This is a genomic window from Kitasatospora sp. NPDC092948, from assembly GCF_044754805.1.
GTDB lineage: Bacteria > Actinomycetota > Actinomycetes > Streptomycetales > Streptomycetaceae > Kitasatospora.
Genome location: NZ_JBIVPU010000004.1, coordinates 290,990 through 315,725 on the forward strand (window position 1 = coordinate 290,990; position 24,736 = coordinate 315,725).

Annotated in this window: 25 protein-coding genes and 1 tRNA gene; 16 read left to right on the top strand and 10 right to left on the bottom strand. The window is 71.6% G+C overall.

The features are described 5' to 3' along the window. The first annotated feature begins 27 nt into the window (after positions 1-27). From ACIQF6_RS14970 to ACIQF6_RS14985, 4 genes are all read left to right on the top strand, one after another. Positions 28-111 (top strand) — tRNA-Ser (locus ACIQF6_RS14970). Between the two features lie 607 nt (positions 112-718). Then, positions 719-1,486 carry an XRE family transcriptional regulator gene (locus tag ACIQF6_RS14975; RefSeq protein ID WP_400894448.1) on the top strand — a complete coding sequence of 256 codons (768 nt, stop codon included), beginning with the start codon at positions 719-721 and terminating at the stop codon, positions 1,484-1,486. Beyond that, positions 1,473-1,940, top strand: a complete 468-nt coding sequence (locus ACIQF6_RS14980) for an NUDIX hydrolase (RefSeq protein ID WP_400894450.1) — start codon at positions 1,473-1,475, stop codon at positions 1,938-1,940. The genes ACIQF6_RS14975 and ACIQF6_RS14980 overlap by 14 nt, the downstream gene beginning before the upstream one ends. Before the next feature lie 191 nt (positions 1,941-2,131). After that, a complete protein-coding gene (locus ACIQF6_RS14985) occupies positions 2,132-2,485 on the top strand; it encodes a hypothetical protein (protein ID WP_400894452.1) in 354 nt (117 codons plus the stop codon). 104 nt (positions 2,486-2,589) lie between these two features. Here the strand turns inward: ACIQF6_RS14985 and ACIQF6_RS14990 are convergent, their stop codons facing one another. Further along, entirely contained in the window at positions 2,590-3,261 is a 672-nt protein-coding gene (locus tag ACIQF6_RS14990) for a hypothetical protein (protein WP_400894454.1), read from the bottom strand. A gap of 621 nt (positions 3,262-3,882) precedes the next feature. Between ACIQF6_RS14990 and ACIQF6_RS14995 the strand changes: the two genes are divergently transcribed. Further along, positions 3,883-4,443, top strand: coding sequence for a flavoprotein (locus ACIQF6_RS14995; protein ID WP_400894456.1), 561 nt, complete (start codon positions 3,883-3,885; stop codon positions 4,441-4,443). Positions 4,444-4,568: 125 nt separating this feature from the next. Here ACIQF6_RS14995 and ACIQF6_RS15000 read toward each other — a convergent pair whose 3' ends face one another. Then, complete coding sequence (locus ACIQF6_RS15000) at positions 4,569-5,915, bottom strand: acyltransferase (RefSeq protein ID WP_400894458.1); 1,347 nt, start codon at positions 5,913-5,915, stop codon at positions 4,569-4,571. A 339-nt stretch (positions 5,916-6,254) separates the two neighbouring features. On the opposite strand from ACIQF6_RS15000, the gene ACIQF6_RS15005 reads away from it, so the two are divergent. Next, positions 6,255-7,820 (top strand): APC family permease, encoded by a 1,566-nt coding sequence (locus ACIQF6_RS15005; protein WP_400894460.1) that lies wholly within the window; start codon positions 6,255-6,257, stop codon positions 7,818-7,820. 255 nt (positions 7,821-8,075) lie between these two features. On the opposite strand, the gene ACIQF6_RS15010 is transcribed toward ACIQF6_RS15005, so the two are convergent. Further along, entirely contained in the window at positions 8,076-8,726 is a 651-nt protein-coding gene (locus tag ACIQF6_RS15010) for an NAD(P)-dependent oxidoreductase (RefSeq protein WP_400894462.1), read from the bottom strand. Between the two features lie 253 nt (positions 8,727-8,979). Between ACIQF6_RS15010 and ACIQF6_RS15015 the strand changes: the two genes are divergently transcribed. Next, positions 8,980-9,795, top strand: coding sequence for a serine protease (locus tag ACIQF6_RS15015; protein WP_400894464.1), 816 nt, complete (start codon positions 8,980-8,982; stop codon positions 9,793-9,795). 63 nt (positions 9,796-9,858) lie between these two features. Here ACIQF6_RS15015 and ACIQF6_RS15020 read toward each other — a convergent pair whose 3' ends face one another. Then, on the bottom strand, positions 9,859-11,274 hold the full coding sequence (locus ACIQF6_RS15020) for an aldehyde dehydrogenase family protein (RefSeq protein WP_400894466.1): 1,416 nt from the start codon (positions 11,272-11,274) through the stop codon (positions 9,859-9,861). A 66-nt stretch (positions 11,275-11,340) separates the two neighbouring features. On the opposite strand from ACIQF6_RS15020, the gene ACIQF6_RS15025 reads away from it, so the two are divergent. The 4 genes from ACIQF6_RS15025 (at position 11,341) to ACIQF6_RS15040 (ending at position 14,998) form a co-directional block, all read left to right on the top strand. Continuing rightward, positions 11,341-12,003 carry a TetR/AcrR family transcriptional regulator gene (locus ACIQF6_RS15025; RefSeq protein ID WP_400894468.1) on the top strand — a complete coding sequence of 221 codons (663 nt, stop codon included), beginning with the start codon at positions 11,341-11,343 and terminating at the stop codon, positions 12,001-12,003. A gap of 181 nt (positions 12,004-12,184) precedes the next feature. Next, entirely contained in the window at positions 12,185-12,781 is a 597-nt protein-coding gene (locus ACIQF6_RS15030) for a TetR/AcrR family transcriptional regulator (RefSeq protein ID WP_400894470.1), read from the top strand. Beyond that, positions 12,781-14,421, top strand: coding sequence for an isovaleryl-CoA dehydrogenase (locus ACIQF6_RS15035; RefSeq protein ID WP_400894472.1), 1,641 nt, complete (start codon positions 12,781-12,783; stop codon positions 14,419-14,421). Before ACIQF6_RS15030 ends, ACIQF6_RS15035 begins: the two co-directional genes overlap by 1 nt. A 91-nt stretch (positions 14,422-14,512) precedes the next feature. Further along, a complete protein-coding gene (locus ACIQF6_RS15040; RefSeq protein ID WP_400894474.1) occupies positions 14,513-14,998 on the top strand; it encodes a hypothetical protein in 486 nt (161 codons plus the stop codon). On the opposite strand, the gene ACIQF6_RS15045 is transcribed toward ACIQF6_RS15040, so the two are convergent. Together ACIQF6_RS15045 and ACIQF6_RS15050 are read right to left on the bottom strand one after the other, a co-directional pair. Then, positions 14,967-15,203 carry a DUF2277 domain-containing protein gene (locus ACIQF6_RS15045; protein ID WP_043913756.1) on the bottom strand — a complete coding sequence of 79 codons (237 nt, stop codon included), beginning with the start codon at positions 15,201-15,203 and terminating at the stop codon, positions 14,967-14,969. The two genes, ACIQF6_RS15040 and ACIQF6_RS15045, sit on opposite strands and share 32 nt — an antisense overlap. A 226-nt stretch (positions 15,204-15,429) precedes the next feature. Next, positions 15,430-16,089: a 4'-phosphopantetheinyl transferase family protein gene (locus tag ACIQF6_RS15050; protein WP_400894476.1), complete on the bottom strand. Its 660-nt coding sequence runs from the start codon at positions 16,087-16,089 to the stop codon at positions 15,430-15,432. Positions 16,090-16,257: 168 nt separating this feature from the next. Here ACIQF6_RS15050 and ACIQF6_RS15055 point away from each other — a divergent pair, with 168 nt between their 5' ends. Next, complete coding sequence (locus ACIQF6_RS15055; RefSeq protein WP_400894478.1) at positions 16,258-17,610, top strand: choice-of-anchor A family protein; 1,353 nt, start codon at positions 16,258-16,260, stop codon at positions 17,608-17,610. Positions 17,611-17,684: 74 nt separating this feature from the next. On the opposite strand, the gene kynU is transcribed toward ACIQF6_RS15055, so the two are convergent. Continuing rightward, positions 17,685-18,914 (bottom strand): kynureninase, encoded by a 1,230-nt coding sequence (kynU, locus tag ACIQF6_RS15060; protein ID WP_400895331.1) that lies wholly within the window; start codon positions 18,912-18,914, stop codon positions 17,685-17,687. A 5-nt stretch (positions 18,915-18,919) separates the two neighbouring features. Then, entirely contained in the window at positions 18,920-19,747 is an 828-nt protein-coding gene (locus ACIQF6_RS15065) for a tryptophan 2,3-dioxygenase (RefSeq protein ID WP_400894480.1), read from the bottom strand. 165 nt (positions 19,748-19,912) lie between these two features. Here ACIQF6_RS15065 and ACIQF6_RS15070 point away from each other — a divergent pair, with 165 nt between their 5' ends. After that, a complete protein-coding gene (locus ACIQF6_RS15070; RefSeq protein WP_380370872.1) occupies positions 19,913-20,347 on the top strand; it encodes an Lrp/AsnC family transcriptional regulator in 435 nt (144 codons plus the stop codon). A gap of 49 nt (positions 20,348-20,396) precedes the next feature. Here ACIQF6_RS15070 and ACIQF6_RS15075 read toward each other — a convergent pair whose 3' ends face one another. Then, positions 20,397-21,035 carry a MarC family protein gene (locus ACIQF6_RS15075; RefSeq protein ID WP_400894482.1) on the bottom strand — a complete coding sequence of 213 codons (639 nt, stop codon included), beginning with the start codon at positions 21,033-21,035 and terminating at the stop codon, positions 20,397-20,399. A 17-nt stretch (positions 21,036-21,052) separates the two neighbouring features. After that, positions 21,053-21,370 (bottom strand): barstar family protein, encoded by a 318-nt coding sequence (locus ACIQF6_RS15080; RefSeq protein WP_400894484.1) that lies wholly within the window; start codon positions 21,368-21,370, stop codon positions 21,053-21,055. A 118-nt stretch (positions 21,371-21,488) separates the two neighbouring features. Between ACIQF6_RS15080 and ACIQF6_RS15085 the strand changes: the two genes are divergently transcribed. The 3 genes from ACIQF6_RS15085 (at position 21,489) to ACIQF6_RS15095 (ending at position 24,651) form a co-directional block, all read left to right on the top strand. After that, positions 21,489-22,052 (top strand): DoxX family protein, encoded by a 564-nt coding sequence (locus tag ACIQF6_RS15085; protein ID WP_400894486.1) that lies wholly within the window; start codon positions 21,489-21,491, stop codon positions 22,050-22,052. 30 nt (positions 22,053-22,082) lie between these two features. Further along, the gene (locus tag ACIQF6_RS15090) at positions 22,083-22,577 is read left to right on the top strand and encodes an FxLYD domain-containing protein (protein WP_400894488.1); all 495 of its coding nucleotides are present in this window, start codon (positions 22,083-22,085) and stop codon (positions 22,575-22,577) included. Positions 22,578-22,845: 268 nt separating this feature from the next. Continuing rightward, positions 22,846-24,651, top strand: coding sequence for a glycosyl hydrolase family 18 protein (locus ACIQF6_RS15095; protein WP_400894490.1), 1,806 nt, complete (start codon positions 22,846-22,848; stop codon positions 24,649-24,651). Positions 24,652-24,736: the final 85 nt, after the last annotated feature.

The window sequence follows — 24,736 nt, forward strand, 5'->3', positions numbered from 1 at the left end:
TCCAATATTTCTCCTAAATCACCCTCAGGTCGCCAGTTTCCCCTGGTAGATGGCAGTGCCACATCCGCCCTTACAAGGCGGATGTCGGCGGTTCGAAACCGTCTGCGCCCACCCTCGCAAGCAGGGTGAACCTGGCAAAGGCCCAGCTCGGAGCACATACTCCGGGCCGGGCTTTTCTCGTTGGTGGCACACCGTCCACGTAAACTCTCGTGTTCTCCCCGGGGCCGGGGAGCAGCCGCGGAGCTGCACCCCACGTGGTCCTTGATGGCAGTGGAGTGCGAGCTGATCCGGCCCGCGGGTTCGCCGCGGCCGTACTCGTGGCACTTGAGGCAGTAGCCAAGCGTTTCGAGTGGGGAACCGCCGGCGGGCTGCTCGCTCACACGCGCTCCTGCGCGACGGCGTCCAGGTAGGCGCCCCAGCAGTCGGACGCGGCCGGACAGACATCGCGGCCGATGCTGGTGAGGCATCGGTGGCAGCTGCCGCACGGGGCGTACCACTTGCCGCCGGTCGTGCCGTTTGGGTGCCCCGCTCGGGATCGAACGTCTCGCCGAATTGTCTTGCCCATGTTCGACTCCATGCTGATCGTGTCGTGTCGGACAGCGCCCCGACACGATGATGGTCGGCCACCCCGCAGGACGAACACACCACGTTTCAGGGACGTTTGGGACATCTGACTGGTACACCTTGACTCGTCCCTGCAGGCCAGAGAGGCGAACCGGTGAACGAACCGCTGAGGCAGGCCATGGTCCGTGCGCATGTGACGGAGTCCCAGATCGCGCGCCTGTGCGGAGTCGACCCGAAAACGGTCGCCCGATGGATCGCCAGCCCGACGCGTGTGCCCCACGCCCGCCACCGTGCCGCGGTCGGCCGGGCCCTCGGCGAGGAGGAGACCATGCTCTGGCCGTCCGTTCAGCCGCTGGTCAAATGCGGCCCCGACCGGGAGCTCGTCCAGATGTACCCGTACCGGTCGGCGGCCCCCGCCTCGCTTTGGCGGCAGCTGATCGGCAAGGCGCAACGGGAGCTGACGTTCGCCGGCTATACCAATTACTTCCTGTGGCTGGAGCAGGCCCGGTTCGGTGATGTGTTGCGGAGGAAGGTCTCCCAGGGGTGTCGGGTCCGATTTATCCTTGGCGACCCGGCATCCCCGGTGACCCGACAGCGCGAGCTGGAGGAGGACGTGCCGCTCACCCTGTCCACCCGGATCGAAGTGACGCTGTCCGAACTGGCCATGCTGAAGGACACGGCTGTTGAGGCCCGTTACGAGACCGGACACGTCTCGCTCTCGGTGTTCCGCTTCGACGACGACATGATCGTCACGCCTCTGCTGCCCGGTAGGATCGGCCGCGACGCCCCGATGATGCACCTGCGGCGGACCCAGGACGACGGCGTGTTCGACCGATTCGCCGGCCACGTCGAGGACCTCTGGGGGCGCGGCCATGACGTGTGGACGATCCCGGCGACGGAGGACGCTCATGCCCAGGCGTGACTACGAAGACGACCCGAGCGCGCCCACGGCCAACTCGCTGGTGCCGGCCGCCTCGGTGGTGGTGGTCGGCGGCGACGGACGGGTCCTGCTTCAGCGTCGCACAGACAACGGCCAATGGGCCCTGCCCGGTGGCAGGATGGACCTCGGCGAGTCCCTGGCCGGCTGTGGGATCCGGGAGACCCGCGAGGAGACCGGCCTCGACATCGAGATCACCGGGATCGTCGGCACCTACACCAACCCCAAACATGTTTTCGCCTATGACGACGGCGAGGTCCGCCAGGAGTTCAGCATTTGCCTGCTCGGCCGGCCGGTCGGCGGTGAACTCCACATCTCCGACGAGTCGTTCGAGGTTGCGTGGTTCACGCCCGAGCAGACCGACGAGCTGCCGATGGTGCCCAGCATCCGCAAGCGCCTGTCGGACTGGCGGTCGGGGCAGGGCCCGGTCGTTCGCTGACCGTCGTGCGGGCAGCGTGGCCGGGTCTCCGTAGTTCGGCCCGTGCCCCATCCTGGGCTGCCCGGGTGGGATTCCCGAGACCCGTTTGACCTGGCGCTCCTCATTACCACCAGTGCTGGCCGTCTTGCCAATCGGCCGGGCTGTTTCGCCGTCCACCCTCCCCGGCCACTTCACGGTGGGATCATCGCCCGATGAGCAGTGACAAATGCGAGTCATGCCCGTACGCGACAAGTGACCTCGTTGCCCTGCACAAGCACTGGCAGGAGGCGGGTCACGCCGGTAGCAGCGAGGCATCTGAGGCCAGGTCCGAGCGGAGCGCGACCATCAAGGGCGTGGTCATGGGGGCGGTAGGTGCAAGCCTTGCGGTTGCCGGTGCCGCATTCTTCGGGCGGAAGGTGGAGCTTCGCAGCCTGATGTCGAAGCTCGGCCGCCTCGAGTCCATCAATAACCTGCAGGCGGCGGAGATCATCAAGTTGCTGGCGGAGAACACGATCCTGAAGTCGGCCGGCGGGGCGGGCAAAGCGCTCCGTAGCTACCGCGGTTGAGACGCCGCGCTGCCCCGCCCGACACGTCAGAGCCCCGGACCGATCACGGTCCGGGGCTTCTGACGTGGCAGCCCGGCGTCAATGGGCTTGCGGAGCCGTCGGTGCTATCTGGCTGCAGCCTGCAGGAGGCTCACCAGTGAGCGGTTCACCTGGTCGGCTGTGATCGGTCGGCCGGACGGCATCCTCCGCGGCGGTGTCGTCGTGCGGATTTCGACAGGGGCCTTCTGCTCTCTCCGGGTTTCTGCTGCCAGGTCGGCCAGGAGCCCGGAAGCAACCCTTCCGAACCTGGACATTCGCTTGATCAGGCGGCGCTCGCGGAAGTCGAGCGGGCCGACGGAATCCTTCAGGGCCTGGAGGGCGGGCGGCCAATCGGAGTCGAATCTCCGGCTGATCTTGCGGATGCCGGTCTCGAATTCTCTCTTGTGGTGGTCCTGCTCGCTCTGGGTGCCGTTCCCGAGTTTTTCGAGATGCACCTTGAGGGACACGAGATCCGCGATCGACCTCGCGAGGATCTCGACGATGTTGTCCTTGACGTGGCGTTGCGCAGCAGAGATTTCGGCGATTTCTTCCGTGGACGCGGGACAGTATCCCGGGCCGCTGTGGGTGATCGAGTCGAGGAGGCGGCCGCCCAGGGAGTGCCGAGGCATGGCCCAACTGGCCGGAGCGTCGGTCTCGTACCCCGGGCCGCGCCTGGCCATGACATCCGACAATTCAGTCGTCATTTTACGACCCGCTTTCAGATGCTGCCGAGATTGACAGGCTTTCGAGCGGTTCACTCGCGGGCGAGTTTATTTTGGGCTCGCGTTTCACCTGGCGGGGCGGCTTCCTGGCACCGCTCGTCGTAGCCCCGCCGGAAAGGGCGGCTTGAGGCCCCATTCGCTGCCACTGGTCAAGAATGGCGGGCGCGCCTGCGCCGGCCATCAATGCGCCGAGAACACCGAGTGGGCCGGATTCTGCCAGCCCCCATGCGACAGCGGCGCCAATGACGACCCTGATTGTCTCGCCCGTCAAATACATGGGGAGGGTCGGGCCGTTCTTCACTCGCCACGGCCATTCTTTTCTCGTTTGCAGATGGCGGTACAGCGTGACGAGAGAGATCAAGGCGCCCCCTGCGGCCCCGCACGCGAAGCTTTGCCAGTGCGGCACATGTAGCACGGCTGCTACCCTCCGTCAACCATCATCAGCCTCGCAAGGATACCGCCGCCGTACTCACGTGTCACTCAAGATCCTTGCACTGAAGGAGACTTGATGACGGGTCAAATCTTCGAACGGGGCTCGGTTGTTCGATCACCGGCGGTTACCGCCGACCTGTCCTGCCAGGGGACGCACGGGGCGGCCACGTCGAGGGTCTTCGGGCGGGATTGCGGCGGCCGGCGCCGGCCCGCTTGCATGGCGGGATGGAACGCAGCAGCGGGGCCGGGCGGCCGGTGGTGTACCTGTTCGGGTCGGGGGCGGGGGCGGTGTTCGGGCTGCCCGAGGTGGTGCGGGAGGCCCGGGGGCGGGGGTGGGAGGTGGCGGTCGGGCTGACGCCGACGGCGCGGGGGTGGCTGGAGGCGCAGGTGCCGGGGTTGGAGGAACTGACGGGGTATCCGGTGAAGTCGGCGTACCGGTGGCCGGGCCAGCCGGATGTGCTGCCGCCGCCGAACGCGGTGCTGTTCGCCCCGGTCACGTTCAACTCGTTCAACAGCCTGGCGCTCGGCCTCACCACTTCCTGGGTGGTCGGGTACGCGGCGGAGGCGCTCGGCAAGGGCATCCCGGTGCTGGTCATGCCGTGCGTCAACGCGGCACTCGCCGCCCACCCCCAGTTCGCCCGCAGCGTGGCGACCCTCCGCGAGGCCGGCGTGCACGTCCTGCTCGGCGAGGACGGCTTCGTCCCGGGCGAGCCCGGTACCGGCGACGCCCGGCCGTTTCCGTGGGACGCCGCGTTGCGCGCAGTGGAGCGGGCGCTGGCGTCATGACGATCGAGGCTCGGCACCGCGACGGGGAGACGGGGATCCGACCGGCGAGCCGGCCACGGACGCGGTGACCGGGGAAGGGGAGCGGGGAAGGGGAGCGGAGGAAGTAAGGGGGGAGGCGGGGCGCGTCAGAGCAGTTTGCGCGGGCCGACCGCAGGAAGGGGGTCGGACGGCTCGCGGTAGGCGTGGAGGAGAGCGGTGGCGCTGCGCAGTTTTGCCGCCGGGCGGGCCGGGAGGACGAGGGTGTAGAGGAGGCCTTCGCCGCCGGGGCCTTCGACCAGCCAGGAGCTCCACGGGAGCTGGAGGGTGGCGGCGGGGCTGAAGGCGATGGGGCGGTGGCCGGTCAGGGGGAGGTCCTGCAGGCCGAGGCGGCACCAGCTGGAGAGGGTGAGGGTGCGGCGGGCGGGGTCGAAGCCGGCGGGGACGCAGTCGGCGATCCGGTCCCGGCCGATGCGGCGCAGGAAGTCGAGGTTGCTGCGGGTGGAGAGATGCCGCGCGGTGAACTCCTCGACGGCGCCGCGCAGCTCGGCGGCGTACCGGGCGGGGGTGGTGCCGGGCCGCCAGGGGAGCCGGATCTCGCCGAGCAGGTTGCCGAGGGCGCCGTCGGGCAGGCCGAGGGGGCGGCGCAGGTTGACCGGCAGGGTGAGGGTCTGTTCCTGGTCCTGGTGGCCGTCGAGTTCGCGCAGGACGTGCAGCAGGTGGGCGCAGAGTGCGTCGTTGACGGAGAGCGGTCGGCCGGCCTCGGCGGCGAGGGCGGTGCGCAGGCGCTGGGTCTCGGCGGGGGCGAACCAGATCTGCACGGTGCGGTTGGCGAGGCCGGCGGCGGCCACGGTGCGTTGCAGTTCGGCGGCCTCGGCGGGTTCGGGCAGTCGGAGGGAGGGGACGCCGCAGTCCTCGGCGGGCAGGTGGGCGTCGAGCTGGAGTTCGCGGTCGGCGGTGGGGGACAGGGCGGGCGGTTCGGTGCCCTCGGTGCAGGCGGACCAGGTGCGCAGCAGCAGGGCGAAGGTGTGCATGTCGCCGACGGCGTGGTGCCAGGAGATGCCGAGGGCGCAGGTGCCGTCGGTGAGGCGGTTCAGCCGGACGGTGAGCAGCGGCAGGCAGGTCCGGCGGGCTTCGGCGGCCCGGACGTGGTCGACCAGGCCGCTCGCGGGCAGTGCCATCCGGTCGAAGGCCTCGGTGAGGGTGTGGGGCGCGTCGGCGACGGTGAAGGGGACGCCGGAGTCGTCGGTGTCGATGCAGAGGTCGCCGTTGTCGGCGGTGCGCAGGCGGCCGGCGAACTCGGGCAGCCGGGCCAGGGCGCGGGCGAGGCCGGTGGCGAGGGCGTCGGCGTCGAGCAGCCGGTCGTAGAAGAGGACGACGGAGACGGGGAGATCGGCGAGCAGCAGGTCGCCGACGGAGCAGCGGACCGGCCCCGGCCCCGGCCGTCCGGACCGGACGGTGCGGATTTCGGTGTCGGACGTCAGCACGCCGGTCATACCGGTCCCCTCCCTGGAGTGACGGGGGAACCATAGGGGCCCGCGGGAGGGATAAACCAGAGGTGTCCGAACGGTCGCTGACGCGTCGTCCGGGCGGCCGGTTCCAATCCTGGGCGGGTATGTGTCGTTTCTCATACCGATGCCCGGAAGGACCGAAAAGGGCTGAGCTGCGGTTTTCGTCCCGGGTTAATACGCCGTTTACAGGGATGAAACGAAGGCGTTACCCGCTAAAGGATCATGCAATCAACGGAAACTGAGCCTATCAGTTGACGAAACGCAGGCGAACGGCGGGCTTCCGCCGTGGTCCGCTGCGGAAACAGTGGGAGTTACGGTTCCCGCATGGTTCAGCTCGACAATCGCCCGGGAGCCGGCGCCGACGTCGCCACCGGCTCGGACGCCCCTGGCGGCGTCCGCTCCAAGGGCCTCAACAGCAATTCGGTGGGCCTGCTGGGCAACGCCGTGATCGGCGTGTCCACGGTCGCCCCTGTGTACTGCCTGACGACGACGCTGGGTACCACCGTGGCCGCCGTCGGCCTTCAGATGCCGGCCCTCTTCCTGGCCGGCTTCCTGCCGATGATGCTGGTGGCCTTCGCCTACCGGGAGCTGAACAAGGCGATCCCCGACAGCGGCACCTCCTTCACCTGGACGGTGAAGGCGTTCGGCCCGAAGATCGGCTGGATGTGCGGCTGGGGCCTGGTGATCGCCACGATCATCGTGCTGTCCAACCTCGCGGGCGTCGCCACCGAGTACCTGTACCTGCTGCTCGGCGAGATCACCCGCAGCGACGCGGTCACCCAGCTCAACGACAACAAGCTGGTGCACGTGGTCACCTGCCTGGGGCTGATCGCGATCGCGACCATGATCAGCTACCGCGGCATGACCGCCACCAAGGGCGTCCAATACGCCCTGGTGGGTCTTCAACTGGTCGTCCTCGGTCTGTTCGGCGTGATGGCGATCGTCAAGGCCACCGGCCACGGCGCTGCCGGGTCGCTGCACTTCTCCTGGAGCTGGCTCAATCCGTTCGCGGCCAGCTCCTTCACTGCGTTCGTGGCCGGTCTGTCGCTCTCGCTGTTCATGTACTGGGGCTGGGACGCCTGTCTGAGCGCCAACGAGGAGACCGGCGGCAGCGACAAGACCCCCGGCCGGGCCGCGATGCTCGCCATGGTGGTGCTGGTCGGCTCCTACCTGTTCACCGCCGTCGCGGTGCAGATGTACGCGGGCGTCGGCACCACCGGCACCGGCCTCGGCAACCCGTCGACCTCCTCCAACGTGCTCGCCGTGCTGGCCGGCCCGGTGATGGGCCCGGTCCTCGGCGTGCTGCTGTTCGTCGCCGTGCTGGCCTCCGCCTCCGCGAGCCTGCAGACCACCTTCATCCCGGTCAGCCGCACCGTGCTGGCGATGAGCGTGTACGAGGCGCTGCCGTCCTCCTTCACCGAGGTCAACGAGCGCTACAAGACGCCGGGCCGGGCGATCATCACGGCCGGTGTCGGCACCGGCGCGTTCTACACCGTGATGACGATGGTCAGCTCGCACGTGCTGGCCGACACCATCGCCGCGCTGACGCTGATGATCTGCTTCTACTACTCGCTGACCGCGTTCGCCTGCGCCTGGTACTTCCGCGGCGACTTCCGCAACTCGGTCCGCGACGCGGTGCTCAAGGTGATCTTCCCGCTGATCGGCGGCCTGACCCTGGCCGCGATCTTCAGCAAGTCGCTGGTCGACATGATCAACCCGTCCTACGGCAGCGGCAGCTCGGTGTTCGGCATCGGCAGCGTCTTCGTGGTCGGCGCGGGCCTGCTGGCGTTGGGCCTGGTCGTGATGGCCGTGATGACGCGGCGCAGCCCGGCGTTCTTCCGCGGCGAGATTCTCACGCGTGAGACGCCCGCCCTGGTCATCCCCGACTGAGACCGACCAGGGGCGCGTGGGGGCGCCTCCCGGCCCGCCGGGGCTGGGGGGGGGGGAGAACTGCGCGACAAACGCAAGCCACGTCCGCAAGGTCGCGATCAAGTGCAGGTCATCGTCCTGCGTCGCGATCTTGCGGACGTGGTGCGTTCCCCCTCGCGCAGTTCCGCCCCCTCGGCTTCGCCCGGGGGTACCCCCGGCGCCCCTGGACTCGCGCCCGGTCGCTCCTCGCGTCCCTGGTGGTGCGGCCCGCTGCCGTCAGTAGGCGACGGTGAAGCGCTCCCCGATGTGCTTGGGCTGCTCGATCTCGTCCAGCAGGGCCACCGCGTAGTCCTCGGTGGAGATCCGGCTCTCGCCGTCCGTGCCGATCAGCAGGTCCTCCAGGCCCTCGCGGTAGGCGCCGGTGCGCTCGCCGGGGGCGATGGCGCCGGCGGGGGAGAGGTTGGTCCAGCGCAGGTCGGTGACGGTGCGCAGGAAGTCCAGCGCGTCGCCGTGGGCGTGCATGATCTGCAGCAGGAACTCCGGGAGGCCCTCCGCGTCCCACACCTGCTTGCCGTCGGGGGTGCGCAGCGAGCCCGCGCCGCCCACCGTGATCAGCCGCGGGGTGTCGGTGCCCAGCGTGCGCAGGCCCGCGACCAGCGACTCGAAGGACGGGGCGATCAGCGCCTGGTGGCCCGGCCCGTCGCCGCCGCCGACCGCGCTGACCACCACAGTCGCGCCCTTGGCGTGCTCGGCCACCGACGCCGGGTCCAGCACGTCCCCGACCGCCACCGTCAGCGCCGGGTGAGTGACGGTCAGCTTTGCCGGGTCGCGCACCACGGCGGTGACGGTGTGGCCGCGGCGCAGCGCCTCGGCGAGTACCCGGGAGCCGATGGTGCCGGTGGCGCCGTACAGGGTGATGGTGCTCATGGGGGTTGTCTCCTCTTGCCGTTTTCCGTCTGCTGTTCGACCGTACGGCGGGCCTTCGCCGGTGGGCGAGGTGCCGGGCCGACAGTGCGTGGTGAAAAACGGACACGTGGGGGCGGCCGGTCCTGGCGGTGGGGAGGGCCGGGTCGGCGCGGCCGGGGGAAAGCCTTGCGTGCCGGGACTCTTGACAACATGTCATGGGCGCGCCAATTTAGGGGAACTCCAGTGGGACCCCACATCCCGAGAGGCAACCCTCATGAAGAAGCCGCTCATCGGCGCGCTCGGCACCGTCCTGCTCGCCGGCACCGCCCTGGTCACCGCCACCCCCGCGTCCGCCGTCACGGTGAACCTGGCCGGGACGGTCGCGCTCAGCAACTGCTCCGGCTCGCTGATCCGGATGCCCACATCCGTGGACACCGACCCCGGACTGATCCTCACCAACGGCCACTGCCTGGAGACCGGCATGCCGGCCGCCGGCCAGGTGATCACGGACAAGGCGTCCACCCGCAGCTTCACCCTGCTCAGCGGCAGCGGCAGCAGCCTGGGCACGGTCCGCGCCAACCGGGTCGTGTACTCGACGATGACCGACACCGACGTCACCATCTACCGGCTGACCAGCACGTACGCGAGCATCAAGAACACCTACGGGATCTCCCCGCTGACCATGTCCACCACCCACCCGGTGGCCGGCAGCGCGATCAAGGTGCCGTCGGGCTACTGGAAGACCATCTACTCCTGCAACGTGGACGGCTTCGCCTACCAGCTCAAGGAGAGCAGCTGGACCTGGAAGGACTCGCTGCGCTACACCTCCGCCTGCAACACCATCGGCGGCACCTCCGGCTCCCCGGTGGTCGACGTCAACACCGGCCAGGTCGTCGCCGTGAACAACACCGGCAACGAGGACGGCCAGACCTGCACGCTGAACAACCCGTGCGAGGTCGACCAGAACGGCGCGGTGACGATCCACCCCGGCATCGGCTACGCCGAGGAGACCTACACCATCCCGAACTGCTTCGCCCCGGGCAACGTGCTCGACCTGACTCGGGCAGGCTGCGTGCTGCCCCGCCCGTAGCCGAGCCCACCGCGCGCAGCCACCCGCGTCACCCCTCCGCGGGTGGCTGCGCGCTGTCCGGACCTACATGAAGCGCCGCAGCAGCCGGGACTTGCCGGCCGTGAACGGCGGGTAGGCGAGCCGCAGGGTGTCCAGCGCCAGCGGCTTGGACAGCACCGCCTTGGTGTGGCTGAACGTCTCCACCGACAGCCGGCCGTGGTAGCCGCCCTGGCCGCTCTCGCCGACCCCGCCGAACGGCAGCCCGGGGACGGAGAGGTGGGCGTTCGGGATGCCGAAGGCCAGCGCGCCCGAGGAGGTCTCGGCGGTCAGCCGGCGCCGGGTGGTCACCGAGGCGGTGAAGGCGTACAGCGCCAGCGGCTTGTCCCGGGCGGTGATGAACGCGATCGCCGCGTCCAGGTCGGGCACCCCGACGATCGGCAGGACGGGGCCGAAGATCTCCTCCTGCATCACCGGCGACGCGGGGTCGACGTCGGCCAGCACCGTCGGCGCGAGGTAGCGGGTGGCGCGGTCGTGCTCGCCGCCGGTGACGGTCCGTCCGTCGGCCAGCAGCGCCGTCAGCCGGTCGAAGTGGCGCTCGTTGACGATGCGCCCGTAGTCCGGGCCGGCGGCCGGGTCGTCGCCGTACATCTCCCGGATCGCGTCGGTGAGTGCGGCCTCCAGCGCGGGGGCGGTGTCGCCGACGGCGAGGATGTAGTCGGGGGCGACGCAGGTCTGACCGGCGTTCATGAACTTGCCCCAGGCGATCCGGCGGGCCGCCGCGGCCAGGTCGACGCCGGGGTCGACGACCGCCGGGCTCTTGCCGCCCAGCTCCAGCGTGACGGGCGTGAGATGGCGGGCGGCGGCGGTCATCACGATCCGGCCGACCGTGCCGTTGCCGGTGTAGAAGATGTGGTCGAAGCGCTGCTCCAGCAGGGCGGTGGTCTCCGGCACGCCGCCCTCGACCACGGCCACCGTCTGCGGGTCGAGGACGCGCGGCAGCCAGTGGGCCAGCGCCGCGGAGGTGGCCGGGGCGAGCTCGCTGGGCTTGACCACCGCGCAGTTGCCCGCGGCGATCGCGCCGATCAGCGGGGCCAGCGCCAGTTGCAGCGGGTAGTTCCACGGGCTGATCACCAGCACCGTGCCCAGCGGCTCCAGCACCGTACGGCCCCGGGCGGGCGCGAGGGCCAGCGGCACCGGGACCCGGCGCGGGCGCAGCCAGCGGGACAGGTGGCGCAGGGTGTGGTCGATCTCGTTGACGGTGAACCCGATCTCGGTGAGGTACGACTCGGCCGGGCTCTTGCCGAGGTCGGCCTTCAGGGCGGCCGCGAACACCTCCTCCTGCTCGACCAGCAGGCGGCGCAGCGCGCGGAGCTGCTCCTTGCGCCGGGCGAGCGGCCTGGTCCGGCCGGTGGCGAAGGCGGCGTTCAGGCGGGCGAGGGTCGCGGCCGCGTCGGTGCGGAGGGCGTCGGTGGGCGTGGAAACGCCGGTGGGAGCGTTCATGCCGTCGAGAATAAACGAAACGAAGTGTTTTCGTTTCGTTTCGGGTTCACCCGTAGGCTGGGGCGCATGACCCGCACCGCACCCCCCGCCACCCCGGACGGCCCGCGCACGCCCCGGCCACCGGCGGCCGAGACCGCGCCGCGCAGGGGCCGCCCGCGCGACGCCGCACGCGACCGGGCCATCCTGGACGCCACCCTCGCCGTCCTCGCCGAGAACGGCTACGGCGCGCTGACCACCGCCGCGGTCGCCGCCCGGGCGGGCGTCTCCACCGCCACCCTGTACCGCCGCTGGTCCTCCAAGGACGAACTGGTGATCGCCGCCGCCGCGACCCACGTCGAGGACGTCCACGCCCAGCCCGACACCGGCGCCCTGGAGGGCGACCTGCGGGTCCTGCTGCGCGACAAGGCCGCCGCGCTCACCGGCGAGGCCGGGCGCCTGATGCAGGCGCTGGTGGGGGAGGCCGCGCAGAACGTCGCGCTGGCGGACGCGCTCACCGCCGCGTTCCTGGAGCCCGTGCACCGGCGGGTGGGCGAGGCGGTCCGGCGGGCGGTCGACCGCGGCGAGATCGCGCCCGTCGCCGACCCGGAGCTGCTCGGGGCGGTCGTGGTGGGGCCGCTGATGAGCCGGTTCCTGCTGATGCCGCGACCCGATCAGGTGGACGCGGCGGCGGCGCAGGACACCGCCGACCGCTTCCTGCCGTTCGCGCTGCGAGCGATCGGCGGGCGGTGAGGGGACGCGCCCCGCAGCGGCGGAACCGCCGGCGGGCGAGGGGGCCCGCAGCGGCGGAACGCCCGGCGCCCCGCTGATCGCCGGCCGGCCCGGCCCCGCCGCTCCCCGAGCCCCCGGCGGTCGTCCGTTCCGCCGTGCACGGCCCTTCCTGAAGCGATGAATCGGTGCTTCAATCCTTGGTATGGCCTACCGACGCACCGCCGCCGTCCAGGCCCGGCTCGACGGTCAGCGCGAGGCCGTCCTCCGGGCCGCCGTCGCCCTGCTCGCCGAGCGCGGGTACGCCGGATGCTCGATGGCGGCCGTCGCCGAACGGGCCGGGATCGCCACCGGCAGCATGTACCAGCACTTCGACGGCAAGGCCGATCTCGCCGTCACCCTGTTCCGGACCGTGTGCGGCCGCGAGATCGAGGCCGTCACCGAGGCCGCCGAGCGCGCCGCCGATCCGCTGGACGGGGTCGCCGCGGTGGTCGCCACCTTCGCCGCCCGGGCGTTGAAGTCGCCGCGGCTGGCGTACGCGCTGCTCGCCGAGCCGGCGGACCGGGTGGTCGAGGCGGAGCGCCTGGTGTTCCGGCGGGCGTTCCGCGACCTGATCGCCGGCCGCGTCGACCGGGCCGTGGCGAGCGGCCGACTCCCCGCCCAGCGCGCCGAACTCACCGCTGCCGCGATCGTCGGCGCGGTCGGCGAGGCGCTGGTGGGGCCGCTCACCGACGGACAGCCGCCGGAGACCGTGCTGCCCGAGCTCGTCACCTTCACCCTGCGCGCCCTGGGAGGGCACTGATGGCAAGCACTCACGAGGTCACCAACCAGGTGCCCGACCCGTACGGGCACGACGTCGCCGAGGACCCCACCCTGCTGGCCGCCCTGGAACGGGCCGGGGCCGGCTGGGCCGCCGACGAGCTGCACGCCCTCGGCACGCTGGCCGGCACCGAGCAGGCCGCCGACTGGGCCCGGCTCGCCAACGACAACCCGCCGGTGCTGCACACCCACGACCGCTACGGCCACCGCGTCGACGAGGTCGAATTCCACCCGTACTGGCACGAGTTGATGCGCACCGCGGTCGAACACGGCCTGCACGCCGCGCCCTGGCAGGACGACCGGCCGGGCGCGCACACCGCGCGCGCCGCCAAGTTCTACGTCTGGGGACAGGTCGAGGCCGGGCACACCTGCCCGATCTCGATGACGTACGCCTCGGTGCCCGCCCTGCGCACCAGCCCCGAACTCGCCGCCGCCTACGAGCCGCTGCTGGCCGCCCGGGAGTACGACTTCGGGCTGCGCGAGCCGCACGGCAAGCGCGGGCTGATCGCCGGCATGTCGATGACGGAGAAGCAGGGCGGCTCCGACGTCCGCACCAACACCACCCGGGCCGTCCCCGCCGGCGACGGCACGTACCGGCTCACCGGCCACAAGTGGTTCACCTCCGCCCCGATGTCGGACCTGTTCCTGACGCTCGCCCAGGCCCCGGGCGGCCTGTCCTGCTTCGTGCTGCCCCGGGTCCTGCCCGACGGCAGCCGCAACGCGCTGCGCCTGCAACGGCTCAAGGACAAGCTCGGCAACAAGTCGAACGCCTCCTCGGAGGTCGAGTACGACGACGCGGTGGGCTGGCTGGTCGGCGAAGAGGGCCGCGGCGTGCGGACCATCATCGAGATGGTCAACATGACTCGGCTGGACTGCACCACCGGCGCCGCCTCCGCGATGCGGTACGGCGCCCTGCGCGCCCTGCACCACGCCACCCACCGGCGGGCGTTCGGCAAGCCGCTGGTCGAGCAGCCGCTGATGCGCAACGTGCTGGCCGACCTGATCGTCGAGTCGGAGGCCGCCACCGCGATCGCCATGCGGCTCGCCGAGGCCACCGACCGGGCCCTCGCCGGTGACGAGCAGGAAGCCCGGTTCCGCCGGCTGGGCCTGGCCGTCGCCAAGTACTGGGTGTGCAAGCGCGGCCCCGGGCACGCCGCCGAAGCCCTGGAGTGCCTGGGCGGCAACGGCTACGTCGAGGAGTCCGGCATGCCCCGGCTCTACCGCGAGGCGCCCCTGGTGTCGATCTGGGAGGGCTCAGGCAACGTCGCCGCCCTCGACGCGCTGCGCGCGATGGCCCGCCAGCCCGAATCGGTGGCCGCCGTGTTCGCCGAGCTCGACACCGCGAGCGGGCTCGACCGCCACTTCGACACCGCCGTCGCCGACCTCCGCAAGGACCTCGCCGACCCCGAGCACCTCGAATACCGCACCCGCCACCTGGTCGAACGCCTCGCCCTCACCCTCCAGGCGTCCCAGCTGCTCCGCCACGGCCACCCCGCGGTCGCCGAGGCCTTCACCGCCACCCGCCTCGCCGGCCGGTCCGGCCTCGCCTACGGCACGCTGCCCACCGGCCTGGACACGGAGGGGATCCTGTCCCGCGTGCCGTCGCTCCCGACCGGCGCGTAGCGCCCGCCGGGGCCCGCAAGGGCCCCGGATAAGCGCTGCTAGCGTGGCGGGCGATGTCGTTCCCGTGGTTTTTTGAAGGGTTGCGCCGGCGATGGCCAAGTTCCTGCTGAGTCTGCATCTGGTGGTCGCCGTGCTGGCCGTCGGCCCGGTCGCGGTGGCGGTGAGCATGTTCCCGCGCAAGGCGAAGGCCGCACTGGCGGCCGGACCGGAGCAGGTCACCGCGCAGGCGTCAGTGCGGCTGCTGCACCGGATCAGCAACATCTACGCGCTGATCGGGATCGCGGTGCCGGTGCTGGGCATCGGTACGGCGCAGGCGATGGGCGTGCTGGGCAACGCCTGGCTGATCGCCTCGATGGTGCTGACGGGCGTCGCCGCGGGCGTGCTGCTGCTGTTCGTGCTGCCCGGTCAGCAGGCCACCGTGGACGCGCTGGACGCCACCGAGAACCAGGAGGCGGAGACCGCCCGGGCCACCGGCATGCTGAAGATGCTGCCGATGACCGCGGGCCTGTTCAACCTGCTGTGGGTGGTCGTCCTGGTGCTGATGGTCATCCGGCCGGGGTCGACGAACGGGGCGTGACGCCGCGCACTTCCAGCCCGGCCAGCAGTTCGGCGGTGGCGGCCGCGACGGCGGCCACCGCCGCGTCGAACACCTCCCGGTTGTGCGCGGCCGGCGCCCGGAATCCGGAGATCTTCCGGACGTACTGGAGCGCCGCCGCGTGCACGTCCTCGGGAGTGGCGTCGGGCGTCATCGGCGGGCGGAGCGTCTTGATGCTTCGGCACATGCCTCCAGTCTGCTCCGCCCCACCGACAACCGGCCGGGGCGTCCCCGGCCGGAGAGCCGCCGCACCCGCACCCCGCCCCGCGCGACGGCCCGCGCCCCGCGCGCCTGCGGATGCCGGGCCGGCGTCTCCCCGGCTGCGGCGAGTCGCCGGGCGGCAGCTCCAGGCACAGGCCGGCGTCGACGGCAGGGCCCGTCCGGCCGGGCGGACCGGCAGCGCGGGCCCGGGGTCAGAGCTCTCCCAGGGTGGTCGGCAGGGTGGCTGCCGCGGTGAACACGGCCTGGTCGGTGGTGAGTTCGAGGTAGTACAGGTCTTCGTGCCGGTGCTGGAGGGGCGGGTCGAGGGGGAGCGCGGACAGGTCGATCGACGTGAGGTTGTCGAGGGTGGCCCGGCCGAGCTTGATCAGCGCCTCCTTGCGCACCCACTGGCGCAGGAACGCCCGGGTCGGGTCGGGGTGGCTGCGGACGAGTGCGTCCTCGGCGGGGCTGAGCACGCGGCTGAGCGAGGCCGGGTCGGTGGTGCGCGGTCCGAGGTGCTCGACGTCCACGCCGATCGGGACAGGGCCGGCCGCGGCGGCGATGATCCCGCCGGTGTGGGACAGGCTCAGGTGGGTGGCGGGCCGGTCGGTGAGCAGCGGCCGGCCGTGCCCGGCGAGTCCGCAGCCGGGGCACTGCTGGCCGAAGGCGACGTCGGCGGGGTCGATGCCGAGGTGCGCGGCCGCGCAGTACCGGACCAGCAGGTGGGCGGCGACGTAGTCGTCGCGGTCGGCGGGCCGGCGGAAGCGGTCGGCGCGTTCGCGTTCGAAGTCGGCGAGCAGCCGTTCGTCGGCGTCGGGCCGGGCGAGGACCTCGGCGGTGGTGGCGATCAGGGCGAGCGGATGGTTCGACACGGGTCTCCTTGTCCGGGCGGGCGCCGTCACCGGTGCACCAGCAACTTAGTCCGTTCGAGTGATCTTTCGGCGTGTCAGTCACCGGGTGGCTGAATTTCATATGCAGAAACGACTTCGCTGGGGGCGGTCTGCTGCCCTGCTGACCCACCGTCAACGAAAGGGGTGTCCGTGCGACACGGCGCTCGTCCCAGGAACCGGCTGGTCCGGTACGCGGCGGTGGCGGCGCTGATCGCCGCCCCGCTGGTCACCCTCTCCTCGCTCGGCCAGGCCGACCCACTGGCCCCGCCGCTGGGCCGGTGCGTCGGCGACTGCCCGAACCCGTTCCCGCAGCCGCCGCACAGCGGCCCCGCGGCCGGCACCGACGACACCATCAACATCTTCGTCGGCGGCAACTACACGGTGGAGGGCCGGGCCGCCGAGGCCGAGGGGAAGATCGTCACGGTCAAGGACCTCACCGTGAACAAGGACGGCGGCGGCCTGTTCAACATGGGCGTGGTCGGCGTCGGCTCCCAGGTCGCACCGCCGCCCGGCACCGACCACGTGACGGTCGGCGGCGCCGTCGACGTCCTCACCGGCAACCGGGTGCAGCTCGGCGGCGGCGACCCGGCCCGCTGGGGCAACCTGGCGTACGGCACCACCGAGAGCGGCATCCTGGAGTTCTCCGGCCCCGGCGCGGCCCGCCAGGACCCGGCGGCGATCGAGCCGTTCCTCGGCCTCACCACCGTCATCGAGTCCGACTCGACGTGCATGGCCGAGCAGACCGCCACCGGCGAACTGACCGTCGACGGCAACCTGTACACCTTCACCGGCGACGGCCTGAGCATGCGCCAGATCTTCAACGTCGACCGGAACATCGGCAGCGACACGGCCGCCGCCGACATCGTGTTCGCCAACGTCCCGCCCGGCGCGACGGTGATCGTCAACATGATCGGCCCGGACCCGGTGCTGATCCGCACCAACACCGGCACCGGCTTCCCCGGCGACCAGCTGACGGACATGCAGCCGCTGCTGATGTGGAACTTCCCCACCTCCGCCGACGCGACGATCTCCGGCGGCGCCCAGTTCCAGGGCTCGGTCATGGCGGGCAACCCGGCCGGCACCGTCACGCTCTCCAACCCCGGCACCAACGGCCGCGTCTACCTGGCCGGCAACCTGCTGCAGACCGGCACCGCCGGGACGGAGATCCACGCCTACCCGTTCGACGGCGACCTGCCGACCTGCCGGCAGAGCCCCTCGCCGTCCCCGTCGGAGAGCGAGAGCCCCTCGCCGTCGCCCTCGGTCTCGCCGAGCGAGTCGGAGAGCCCGAGCCCGTCGCCCTCCGAGACGGAGAGCCCGGAGCCGTCGGAGAGCGTCGAGCCCACCCACGGCGAGCGCCCCGAGCCGAGCCACCGGCCCGGCGGCGGGCTGGCGAACACCGGCAGCAGCCTGGTCGCCCCGGTGGCCGGCGCCGCCGTGGTGCTGCTCGGCCTCGGCGGAGGGGCCGTGGTACTGGCCCGCCGCAACCGCAGCCGCCGCCACTGACCCGTCGCACCTGACGGGCCGAACGGCCGGAGTCCCCACCGGGGCCCGGCCGTTCGGCCTGTCGCCGACACCCGTCAGGTGACTTCGCCGCGCCGGGCGAACCGGTCCTCGCGCCACTCCCCGGAGGCCAGCACCGCGCGCAGCGCCGTCGCCGCGTCGTGCACGTCCGCCCGGGACAGGTACAGCGGGGTGAAGCCGAACCGCATCAGATCGGGCGCCCGGAAGTCGCCGATCACCCCGCGGGCGATCAGCGCCTGGACGATCCGGTAGCCCTCCGGGTGCCGCAGCGCCACCTGGCTGCCGCGGCGCTCGTACTGACGCGGCGTCACCGGCTCGACGTCCAGGTCCGCCGTCAACTCCAGGAACAGATCCGAGAGTTCCAGGCTCTTGGCGCGCACCGCCGCCGGATCGGCCAGCTCCCACACGTCGAGCGAGGCCTCCAGCGCGGCCAGGCCCAGCACCGGCGGCGTCCCGGTGAGGAACCGGGTGACGCCCTCGGCGGGCCGGTAGCCCGGCTCGAAGTCGAACTGCCGGGCGTGCCCGAACCAGCCGGTCAGCGGCTGCCGGGCGTCGGCGTGGTGGCGCTCGGCGGCGTACAGGAACGCGGGCGCGCCCGGCCCGCCGTTCAGGTACTTGTAGCCGCAGCCGACCGCGAAGTCCACGCCCGCCGCGTCCAGTTCGATCGGCAGCGCCCCGGCGGTGTGGCACAGGTCCCAGACGGCGAGCGCCCCGGCCAGGTGGATCCGCTCGGTGACGGCCGCCATGTCCAGCAGCTCGCCGGTGCGGTAATCGACGTGCGACAGCAGCACCACCGCGGTGTCCGCGTCCAGCGCCGCGTCCAGCTGCGTCGCCGAGTCCACCAGCACCGGCCGGGTGCCCGGGTACAGCCCGGCCAGGCCGTCCGCGATGTACAGGTCGGTGGGGAACGCGTGCCGCTCGGCGACCAGTGCGCCGCGCCCGGGGCGCAGTCGCAGCGCCGCGCCGAGCACCTTGAACAGGTTGACGGAGGTCGAGTCGCAGACCACCACCTGCCCGGCCGCCGCGCCCAGCAGGTGCGCGCCGAGGCGGTCGCCGAGCCGCCCCGGCTGGTGGAACCACCCGGCGTCGTTCCAGGACCGGATCAGGCCGGCGCCCCACTCCTCGGCGACCACCTTCGCCAGGTGGCCGGGCGTGGCGCGGGGCAGTGCGCCGAGCGAGTTCCCGTCGAGGTACAGCACGCCCTCGGGCAGCTCGAAGTGCTCGCGCAGGTGGTGCAGCGGGTCGGCGGCGTCGCGGGCGACGCACTCCTCGCGGGTGGGAGCCACAGTTGTCACAGTTCGTTCCTGACGGACCACAGTTCGGGGAAGACGTCCTGGTCGGCGGAGTGCTTGAGCCAGCTCAGGCCGGAGGAGCCGCCGGTGCCGGGCTTGCCGCCCATGGTGCGCTTGACGGCGGAGTAGTGGCGCTGGCGCCAGCGGGTGACCCGCTCGGCGGTGTCGAGCAGCGCCTCGCCGAGCCGGGCCAGGTCGGCCAGCGCCGGATCGGTGTAGACGGTGCGCCAGGCGGCCTCGACGGTGTCGTCGTGCTCGCGGCGCGCCGTGGCGGCGGCCGCGGGTATGGGCAGGCCGCGGCGGGCCAGCACGGCCAGCGCCTCGTCGTACAGGCTGGGGGTGCGCAGCTCGGTGAACAGCTCGTCGTACTCGGCGGGGGAGTCCTGGTACATGGTCAGCAGCCGCTCGCTCTTGTTGCCGAGCAGGAACTCCAGCCGCAGGAACGCCGAGGACTGGAAGCCGGACGCCTCGCCGAGCACCGGCCGGAACGCGTTGAACTCGGCCGGCGTCATGGCTGCCAGCAGGTCCCAGGAGGAGACAAGCACGTCCTGCGTGTGCTGCCCGCGGCGCAGCGCGGCGGTGGCGGCGGTCAGGTCGTCCTCGCGCAGCGCGGCGCGGGCGGTGGTCCACTCGCGGTGCAGCAGGTCGAACAGCAGCTCCATCACCTGGGTGGTGACGATGAACGTGTACTCCGCGGGTTCGGCGGAGCGGGGCTGCTGGAGCGAGTGCAGCTCGGTCAGGTGCACGTACTGCGCGTACGGGGTGGACACGCCGCTCTTCCGGTCGCCGCCGAACGTCAGGTGGGGCCGGTGGGTCTGCCCGGTCATGGTCGGTGCCTCCTGGTTCCGCCCGCTCCGGGGTGCGGCGGGCGCCACCATTGTGCGGCGCGGCGGCCTGCTCTTGAATGGGCGTCGTAGCCCGGTTGGCGGCATTGGCCTGCCGTTCGCAAGGTACTGGGCCCCGATCGCCTGACGAACGCAAAGGAGCTGCCGATGGACGCGGTGGACCGGCTGCTGCTGGCCGAACTCCAGGCGGATGCGCGCCTGTCGTACAACGAGCTGTCCCGCCGGGTGAACCTGTCGCCGCCGGCGGTGGCCGAGCGGGTCCGCCGGCTGGAGGCGGACGGGGTGATCACCGGCTACCACGCGCACCTGGACCCGGCGAAGGCCGGGGCCGCGGTGATGGCCCTGGTGACGGTGCAGTGCTACGGCCCGCGCTGCGTGCTGCGCGACCCGGAGGTGGCGCACTGGCCGGAGGTCTTCCAGCTGCACCGGGTGACCGGCGGCGCCTGCTGTGTCCTGCTGGTCGGCGTCCCGGACATGCCGGCCTTCGAGCGGCTGACCGACCGGCTGGGCGGGTACGGGCAGCCGACCAGCTCGATGATCCTCTCCAGCCCGGTGCCGTGGCGGGCGATCCAGGCGTCGTGACGGGCGGTCCGGGCGTCGTCGCAGGCGGTCCGGGCGTCGTGGCGGGATGTCAGTAGCCGTTCTTGGACGGGGCCAGGTGGACGCCGAGGCTCTCCAGCCCGTACAGGAACATCTCCACGCCGACGGCGGCCAGCAGCAGCCCGAGCAGCCGGGACAGCACCTCCAGCGAGGTGCGCCGGCTGGCCCGCAGCAGCGGGGCGAGCAGCAGGACGCACACGCAGTCGACGGCGATCACCGCGACGTACATCGCGGCGACCGTGGAGTGCCATTCGAGGCTGTCCCGGGTGAGCGACTCGACCAGCAGCGCGGTGATCGCCAGCGGGCTGGCCACGTACGGCAGGAGCAGTTCGCGGATGCCGTCGGCCAGGGGGTTGGCGAGGTGGCCCTCGCTGGCGCCGCCGCCGAGGTGGACGCCGAGCACCAGCGCGACGGCGTAGATGAAGAAGATCACCCCGCCGGCGATCTGCAGCGACTGGTCGGAGATGTGGAACAGCGAGGCCATCACGTCCGCGGTGTACGCCAGCACCAGGCCGACCACCGCCGCGACCAGCGAGGACACCAGGGTGAGCCGGCGCAGTTCGACCGGGGTGCGGGTCTGGCTGAGCTGGGCGAACGCCAGCAGCACCTTGGGCGGGCCCACCACGGCGAAGAAGGTGACGAAGACGGTGCTCAGGTTGATCGCCGACATGGGCCCATGATGGGCCGTCAGCGCAGCCGGACGGTGACGCCACCCTGGCGCAGTACGTCGAGGACGGCGTCGAAGTAGGAGCGCTCCTCGTCGTCGGGGCCGATCACCCGGCGGGTGAGCGCCTGGGCGGAGACCAGGGCGTGGCGCCAGACCAGCACGAACGGCGGTTCGGGGGTGAAGCCGCCGCGCAGGACGTCGGCGAGCGCGTCGAGGTTCTTGCCGTAGTAGCCGTCGGGGGCGTGCACGGCGTGGCCGAGTTCGGCCCAGAGGCTCGGTTCGTCGGTGACCCGGTCGCCGTGCAGGACGTACTCGGGCGGCTGCGGTGCGGTGGGCATCGGGAGTCTCCCTGCGGGGTGGGGCGGGTAGCCCGGATGGGTTCGCCGGGTCGAGCGGGGGCGGTGCGCACGCTGGGATGGGCCCTACGGTCTTCTCTTCCACATCAGGGGCAACACCATGTCCAGTCTGCACCGCAAGGATCTCGGTCTGTTGGCACTGCGCTCGGTCGTCGGCGGTGTCCTGTTCGCGCACGGCGCGCAGAAGCTGTTCGGCTGGTTCGGCGGCGGTGGGCCGGAGGGCACCGCACAGGCGATGGAGCAGATGGGCTTCGAGCCGGGCGAGCGCAACGCGCTGGCGGCGGGCGTGGGCGAGGCGGGCGGCGGCGCGCTGCTCGCGCTGGGCCTGGCCACGCCGGTGGCCGGGTCGGTGGTCGCCGGGACGATGGCGGGCGCGATCGCGGTGCACTACCCGGCGGGCTTCTTCGCGCACGGCGGCGGCTACGAGTACCCGGCGCTGCTGGGCGCCTGCGGCCTGGCGCTGGCGGTCACCGGCCCGGGCCGCTACTCGCTGGACGCCGCCTCCGGGCACGCGCTGGGCCGCCCGTGGGTCGGGGTGCTGGCGTTCACGGCGAGCGCGCTGGGCGCCGCCGCGGTGGTGGCGCGCCGTCAGGACGTGGTGCGCAGGCGGGAGGCCCGGGCCGCGGACGAGGCGGCCCGCGAGAACGGCACCGGGCTCTCCTGAGCGCCGCGACGAGAAGAGGGAGATGTGCTGATGGAGCGACAGGTCCGGGTGGCCGCCGTGTGGTTGGCGGCGGCACTGGCGGGTTCGGCGCTGGCCGGCTGCTCGTCGAGCGGCAAGCCGGCCGGGGCGGCGTCCTCGGCGGTGGCCTCGGCCGTGGAGTCGGCGACCGGCCAGGTCGGCTCGGCGGCGTCCTCGGCGGGCGAGTCCGCGAAGGCCGCCGCGTCCTCCGCGCTGGCGAGCGTCAAGGGCGGGCTGGACGTGAAGGGCGATGTGACGCTGGGGTCGGCGACCACGGAGTCGGACGGGAAGCTGTCGGTGCCGGTGACGGTCACCAACCACGGGTCCCAGCCGGGCAAGTACACGATTCAAGTCAACTTCGACGACGCGTCGGGGAACCTGCTGGACGCCACGGTGGTGAACGTGCCGGAGGTGGCCGCCGGGGCGACTGCGCAGGCCACGGCGCACAGCAACCGTTCGTTGAACTCTCCCGTGACGCCTGTGGTCGCGAATGCGCTGCGGTACTGATCGGACACCGAACCTTAAGCGGGGCGTAAGCGTCAGATCTCGCTCTTGACGGTCGAGTTGGTCTAGTCCATTTTACTTGGCAGGTGCAGGGAGCCCCTGGGCCGGCGCCGGTGGTTCAGACCACCGGCGCCGGTTCGGCTTATCCCGGACCTGGCGTTTTTGCAGGCCAACGCTCGATTCCCCTGTCATACCCCTGGCTGTGCGGCCCCACCTCGCACGGTTCGTATCCGGGTTTGTCAGGACCCCCACAACCAGGAGTCACGCAGCCATGCTTCGTTCCGTTTCCCCCGAGTCGCCCACGCGGCGACGCCCCAAGGGCTGGGCCGCGCTCGCGGCCGGCACCGCAGCCTCTCTGCTGCTCGGCGGCACTCTGGCCCTGACCGGCGGCACCGCGCAGGCGGCCCCCACCAACTCGACCGGTGCGCCGGCCACCAGCGGTGGCATCAAGGTGGCCTACTTCGACCAGTGGTCGATCTACACCAACGGCTACTACCTGAAGACCATGAACGACACCGGCGCCGCCGGCAAGCTCGACTACCTGATCTACGACTTCGGGAACATCGACCCGACCAACCTCACCTGTTTCGAGGCCAACAAGGCCGCGTCGCAGAACGAGGACGACCCCAACGCGGGCGACGGCGCGGGCGACTCCTTCGCCGACTACCAGAAGAGCTTCGGCGCCGACATCTCGGTCGACGGCGTGGGCGACACCTGGAACCAGCCGATCGTGGGCAACTTCAACCAGCTGAAGAAGCTGAAGGCGAAGAACCCCAACCTCAAGGTGCTGCTGTCGATCGGCGGCTGGACCTACTCGAAGTACTTCTCCGACGCCGCGGCCACCGACGCGTCGCGCAAGAAGTTCGTGTCCTCCTGCATGGACCTGTACATCAAGGGCAACCTGCCCGTCCAGGGCGGTTACGGCGGCCCGGGCACCGGCGCCGGCATCTTCGACGGCATCGACATCGACTGGGAGTACCCGGGCGGCAACGGCCACACCGGCAACCACTCCTCCCCGAACGACAAGCAGAACTTCACCTCGCTGCTCGCCGAGTTCCGCAGCCAGCTGGACGCCCAGGGCAAGACGGACGGCAAGACCTACAGCCTCGCGGCCGCGGTCGGCGCCGGTCAGGACAAGATCAAGTACGTCGAGACCGACAAGATCGGTCAGTACCTGACCTTCCTCGACATCATGACGTACGACATGCACGGCGGTTGGGAGGCCAAGGGCCCGACCAACCACCAGGCCCCGATCTACACCAACCCGAACGACCCGATGAACCCGCTCCCGGGCGGCAACGGGAAGTACTCGCTGGACAACGCCATCAAGGCGTACACCGTGGGTGACTCGCAGTACGGCATCCCCGGCGGCTTCCCGGCGAAGAAGATCAACGTCGGCGTCCCGTTCTACTACCGCGGCTGGACCGGCGTCACCGCCGGCGCCAACCACGGCCTGTTCCAGCCGGCGACCGGCCCGGCGGCCGGCGGCTCGTACTCGGGCAACGTCAACGGCATCAAGATGTACAAGGAGCTGAACGGCTTCGTCGACAACCCGGCGTACACCTACTGGGACGACGCCGCGAAGGCCGCGTACTTCTACGACGGCACCACCTTCTGGTCGGGCGAGAACGCCCAGTCGATCCAGGCCAAGCTGGACTACGCGCACTGCAACGGCCTCGGCGGCTCGTTCGCCTTCTCGATGTACGACCTGGGCACCCAGACCGCGCTGTTCGACAAGATGGTGAGCGCGACCAACGGCTCCGCCGCGTCCTGCCCGGCCGCCCCGACCCAGTCGGCCTCCCCGTCGCCGTCGACCTCCGCGTCGCAGTCGGCCAGCCCGTCGCCGTCCACCTCGGCCTCGGCGTCCCCGTCGACCTCGGCCTCGGCCTCCCCGTCGCAGTCCGCCACCGCCGGCACCTGCTCCGGTGCGCCGAGCTGGAACGCGGCCACCGTGTACGCCACCGCGACCAAGGTCTCCTGGAAGGGCCACTACTACACGAACAAGTGGTGGACCACCAACGAGGACCCGAGCCTGAGCGGCCAGTGGGGCACCTGGACCGACAACGGTGCGTGCTGACCACCGCTAGCTGATCAGCGGTAGACCTCTCGACGAACGAGGGGCGCAGGGAGATCCCTCCCCGCGCCCCTCGTTCCGTCGTTCC

Coding starts and splice junctions, on each gene's coding strand:
- ACIQF6_RS14980 (WP_400894450.1), top strand. CDS start 1,473: ATGCCCAGGCGTGACTACGAAGACGACCCGAGCGCGCCCACGGCCAAC.
- ACIQF6_RS14985 (WP_400894452.1), top strand. CDS start 2,132: ATGAGCAGTGACAAATGCGAGTCATGCCCGTACGCGACAAGTGACCTC.
- ACIQF6_RS14995 (WP_400894456.1), top strand. CDS start 3,883: ATGGAACGCAGCAGCGGGGCCGGGCGGCCGGTGGTGTACCTGTTCGGG.
- ACIQF6_RS15000 (WP_400894458.1), bottom strand. CDS start 5,915: ATGACCGGCGTGCTGACGTCCGACACCGAAATCCGCACCGTCCGGTCC.
- ACIQF6_RS15005 (WP_400894460.1), top strand. CDS start 6,255: ATGGTTCAGCTCGACAATCGCCCGGGAGCCGGCGCCGACGTCGCCACC.
- ACIQF6_RS15010 (WP_400894462.1), bottom strand. CDS start 8,726: ATGAGCACCATCACCCTGTACGGCGCCACCGGCACCATCGGCTCCCGG.
- ACIQF6_RS15015 (WP_400894464.1), top strand. CDS start 8,980: ATGAAGAAGCCGCTCATCGGCGCGCTCGGCACCGTCCTGCTCGCCGGC.
- ACIQF6_RS15020 (WP_400894466.1), bottom strand. CDS start 11,274: ATGAACGCTCCCACCGGCGTTTCCACGCCCACCGACGCCCTCCGCACC.
- ACIQF6_RS15025 (WP_400894468.1), top strand. CDS start 11,341: ATGACCCGCACCGCACCCCCCGCCACCCCGGACGGCCCGCGCACGCCC.
- ACIQF6_RS15030 (WP_400894470.1), top strand. CDS start 12,185: ATGGCCTACCGACGCACCGCCGCCGTCCAGGCCCGGCTCGACGGTCAG.
- ACIQF6_RS15035 (WP_400894472.1), top strand. CDS start 12,781: ATGGCAAGCACTCACGAGGTCACCAACCAGGTGCCCGACCCGTACGGG.
- ACIQF6_RS15040 (WP_400894474.1), top strand. CDS start 14,513: ATGGCCAAGTTCCTGCTGAGTCTGCATCTGGTGGTCGCCGTGCTGGCC.
- ACIQF6_RS15045 (WP_043913756.1), bottom strand. CDS start 15,203: ATGTGCCGAAGCATCAAGACGCTCCGCCCGCCGATGACGCCCGACGCC.
- ACIQF6_RS15065 (WP_400894480.1), bottom strand. CDS start 19,747: ATGACCGGGCAGACCCACCGGCCCCACCTGACGTTCGGCGGCGACCGG.
- ACIQF6_RS15070 (WP_380370872.1), top strand. CDS start 19,913: ATGGACGCGGTGGACCGGCTGCTGCTGGCCGAACTCCAGGCGGATGCG.
- ACIQF6_RS15075 (WP_400894482.1), bottom strand. CDS start 21,035: ATGTCGGCGATCAACCTGAGCACCGTCTTCGTCACCTTCTTCGCCGTG.
- ACIQF6_RS15080 (WP_400894484.1), bottom strand. CDS start 21,370: ATGCCCACCGCACCGCAGCCGCCCGAGTACGTCCTGCACGGCGACCGG.
- ACIQF6_RS15085 (WP_400894486.1), top strand. CDS start 21,489: ATGTCCAGTCTGCACCGCAAGGATCTCGGTCTGTTGGCACTGCGCTCG.
- ACIQF6_RS15090 (WP_400894488.1), top strand. CDS start 22,083: ATGGAGCGACAGGTCCGGGTGGCCGCCGTGTGGTTGGCGGCGGCACTG.
- ACIQF6_RS15095 (WP_400894490.1), top strand. CDS start 22,846: ATGCTTCGTTCCGTTTCCCCCGAGTCGCCCACGCGGCGACGCCCCAAG.